The 3,713-nt window shown below is 37.4% G+C and carries 4 protein-coding genes and 1 pseudogene; 2 read left to right on the top strand and 3 right to left on the bottom strand.

From position 1 onward, the window contains the following. Nucleotides 1–128: 128 nt before the first annotated feature. Nucleotides 129–935 (bottom strand): tetratricopeptide repeat protein, encoded by an 807-nt coding sequence (locus tag FTU37_RS16365; protein WP_180124666.1) that lies wholly within the window; start codon nucleotides 933–935, stop codon nucleotides 129–131. A 249-nt stretch (nucleotides 936–1,184) separates the two neighbouring features. Here FTU37_RS16365 and FTU37_RS16360 point away from each other — a divergent pair, with 249 nt between their 5' ends. Continuing rightward, nucleotides 1,185–1,430: a hypothetical protein gene (locus FTU37_RS16360; RefSeq protein WP_078191141.1), complete on the top strand. Its 246-nt coding sequence runs from the start codon at nucleotides 1,185–1,187 to the stop codon at nucleotides 1,428–1,430. A gap of 206 nt (nucleotides 1,431–1,636) precedes the next feature. Next, nucleotides 1,637–2,813, top strand: a pseudogene (locus tag FTU37_RS16355) (sorbosone dehydrogenase family protein). 88 nt (nucleotides 2,814–2,901) lie between these two features. On the opposite strand, the gene FTU37_RS16350 reads toward FTU37_RS16355, so the two are convergent. Beyond that, nucleotides 2,902–3,534 carry a hypothetical protein gene (locus FTU37_RS16350; RefSeq protein ID WP_180124665.1) on the bottom strand — a complete coding sequence of 211 codons (633 nt, stop codon included), beginning with the start codon at nucleotides 3,532–3,534 and terminating at the stop codon, nucleotides 2,902–2,904. A gap of 84 nt (nucleotides 3,535–3,618) precedes the next feature. Next, on the bottom strand, nucleotides 3,619–3,713 hold a 95-nt coding region (locus FTU37_RS16345), incomplete at its 5' end, for a transposase domain-containing protein (RefSeq protein WP_136143756.1).

The raw sequence follows: 3,713 nt of genomic DNA, 5'->3' as shown, positions 1-3,713 counted from the left end.
TTGCTATAGACCACATTTAAGTTTAAATATGAACACCCCGAATCAGACGTATGAGCAAACTAAAACCGAGCTAATTGCTTAACTCGGTTTGAAGTGGAATACTGTCAATCTATTTCAGGACAAGACAATTAACTCTTTTTCGCATTGGCTTTAGGTGCTTTGGCTTGTTCAGCGATCATTTTATCCACGGTTGCCAAAGATTCTTTGGCTTGCGGAATATTTTCTTTGGCTAATGCGCTAAATATTTTTTTAGCTTCAGGCAAATTTTGCGGGATGATATTGCCATTTACAAACATATTGCCCACTGCCATCAATGCAGGGACATAACCTTTTTTCGCTAACTCTTGAATGCTATTTAGACCTTGCTGAATAGGCTTTTCATTTTTAGTTTTAAAGCCTGCACTGATGTCATAAAGCGCTTTGGCATGAATCGCAGGGTAGTTGCCTTTTTTAATCAGCGGATCAAGTTTGCTGAGTGCCAATTTATCTGACTCAGGTTTATTTTCTGCAAAAAGTAAAATGGCATAGTCGATGGAGGCATCGTCAAACCCTGCCGAAGATGCGCGTTCTAAATATTGTTTGGCCTTATTGGTGTCTTGTTTTAAGCCCAGCGTGCCCGTTGCATAATTTTTACCTAACACATAGTTAGCAACTGGGTAGCCTTTGGCTGCAGCCTGTTCATAGAGTTGGATGGCTTTTTTCTCATCCTTCGCTACGCCTTGACCTGTTTGAGTAAGATAGCCCAAATTATAAGTGGCCTGAGCATTACCTTTTGCTGCAAGCTTGCTCAGTGTTTGGTAGGCGCCATTCATATCTTTGGCCTTGACCATAGCTTCCACTTTAGCAAATTCAGGATCGACGGCATCTGTTTTGGTTTCAGCAAAAGCCAATTGAGTGCTCATTGCCAAAATGCTTGCGAGTAGGATTTTTTTCATCTTAAAACCTTTTGTAAATCATACACATAATTCCATTTATGTGTTTTGGTGGTTATTTTTGTCGGTTTTTACATCATAGGTAGATTTACGTAAATGTAAAGTGAGGAATTGTGATTTAAAGCGTTTTTATAAAATAATGTTGATTGCCCTTAGCGCATTAAATGCCATGACTTTATTGCATCAAAAGCCTTTGCAAAAAAGCAGGACTCTGATTTAATCGCGCATTGTTATTTTCTCTGAGGCAGCGCGATGTTTATTAAAGGCATTAAACGCAATTACGATAAAATTAATGCAGATGAATCGATTGCAGATGAAGATAAAATTGATGCGCTTTTGATGAAACTGGGTGCAGAGTTTTTAGTCAGTAAAGAGGATCGTGTTTATATTTTCAAAAAAGGTGATTTAGAAGCTAAATTTGATGCCAAACATGCGCGCGCCTATCATTTTAAAGAATATGTATGCAAAGATATGAATAAGTTGTTTCATGGATTTTGATTAAAATCATGATTTAAAAACAAAGACGTGAGGGGGAATACAGTTCCTCCTTATTTTGACTGTTGTGTACTGCAACAGCGTATGTGATTTAAAAAACTTTAATTTTCAAAAGTATAATATTTTCTAAAAATATAAATTGAATAAAATAGATACAAGACATCTATGATGAATACAGATATACATGATTCATTGAGATGTATTTAAATATGAAAAAAATAAGCGCCATCTTGATCCTTGGTTTCGTCTGTTCAATGACCAGTTGGTCGCAACAACCCAAACTTGTACCGCATCCAATCCATTTAAAAAATGGCAAGCAGTTTTCATTAAATTTGCCTACGCAGTATGAAATTATTTCTGCTGCCGAAGGTCTCAAACGTGTTCGTTTTTTTGCGCAAGCACCTGATCGCAGAATGTTTGTCACGGATATGTATGATCTAACAGATAATAAAAAAGGTACTGTGTATATATTGGATGATTGGAATGCTGACACCGGTAAATTTGGCAAAATCATTCCTTATCTGACCGGTTTGAGAAATCCAAATTCAGTTCAGTTTTATACCGATGCTCAAGGACAGGATCGGCTCTATTTTGCGGAAACGCATCAACTGACACGGCAAAAATTTAGTAGAGGAGAAACTCAGCCTTCGAGTAAGGCTGAAGTTTTAGCGACATTTCCAGATTATGGTTTGAGTTATAAATACGGCGGTTGGCACCTGACACGGACGATTGCTATTGGTGGAAATGGAAAAGTTTATGTATCTGTCGGTTCGAGTTGTAATGCGTGTGTAGAGAAAGAAAAAGTGCGAGCTTCAGTCATTGAGATGAATCCTGATGGTTCAGAGCAACGGATTTATGCGACAGGTTTGCGTAATGCAGTTGGATTAAAAATGGATCGGTAGATTTCTATTTGCGACCAATCAAGGTTCTGATCATTTGGGAAGTAAAAAGCCAGATGAAACTTTTTATGCGCTAAAGCGGGATGCCGATTATGGTTGGCCCGCATGTTATTCATGGCAGGGCAAAGTCTTGGCGGACTCTAAATTTAAACGTGCATCTGGCTGTAAAAATGTTCCATCGCCTTATGGATATTTTCCTTCACACTCCTCTGCATTAGGTTTTGATTATTTTGATCATCCAGACACAGATGACACCATCAAAAATTCTTTTTTAGTGGCCTTGCATGGCTCTACCGACGAGGCGATTGGCCATGGCTATCAAATTGCAATGATGCGTAAAGGACAAAAACTTGAAACCTTTATGGATGGCTTTTTAGTCGGGAAAACGCTAAATGGGCGACCTGCTGATATTTATAAGATCGATGAAAAATCTTTTTATTTTTCGGATGATCGGGCAGGGGTAATTTATTATGTGAGGGAAAAATGAGTGACAAAAAAGTCAAAGTTTTTAGGCTTTGGCTTTGAGTGATTGGATTTAAAAAAATTAATCTTTAATCGTCACGTCGTTTTAGGTATTACCATGAACCCGATGCGCCGCCGCCGCCTGAGCTACCTCCTGAATCTCGTGAGGAAGATGAGGAAGAACTACTTGAGCTGCTTCCTGATGAAGAACTGCTGCTTGACGATGAAGAGCTGTAACTAGAGGAAGAAGACTGACTTGATTCGCTCGTTTTATTGAAAGGATTTAAACGCTCATATTGTTCATCCAACATTTTTTGACGTGCTTTTTCTTGTAAATATTGATTATAAAAAGCGGTGAGATAGGTATTTTCAGTACCTGCTCTGAATCGATATAAAAACACTGCATATCTTAATAAAAATAAAATAAAACAAGTGGTTAGTAAGATTAATGTGATGAGTGATATTTGAGGATAGAATTCGATGAAGTAAAAAATGCCAAAGCCAAATAAAGCAAAAATCTGAAGTGGTAAGCTGTATAAAATAATTTTGAGTATTCTGTATGGTTCATTGAAGGGGAGAAATATAGTCAACATAAAAGGGGCATAAAGAGGAATAGATGCGCAAAGTAAAAATGCAATTTTTCCAAAATTTAAATAACCAAAAATCAAAAGATGAATAAAAATTTCAAAGATAAGGAGTCCAATAAAAGCACCTAAGGCACCATTAGTACCAAATTTAATAATCACTTTTGTGTAACACCAATAGAGTGGGATACACAATAAGAATGATAGAAATATTCGTAAGCGTCCGCTGAACCCCATGCCTATTTTTTAATTTGAGTTGGATTTCCAGCGATGTGGCAGTAATTCTTCTATTTGGGTCGCTTTATGCGTCGGCAGCCTTTTCAGCACATCACTTAAATAGG

This window comes from Acinetobacter sp. YH12097, assembly GCF_013419225.1.
In the GTDB taxonomy this organism is placed as follows: Bacteria; Pseudomonadota; Gammaproteobacteria; order Pseudomonadales; family Moraxellaceae; genus Acinetobacter; species Acinetobacter amyesii.
Note: the sequence above shows the minus strand (reverse complement) of the source record. Positions and strands in the feature narration are given on the sequence as shown.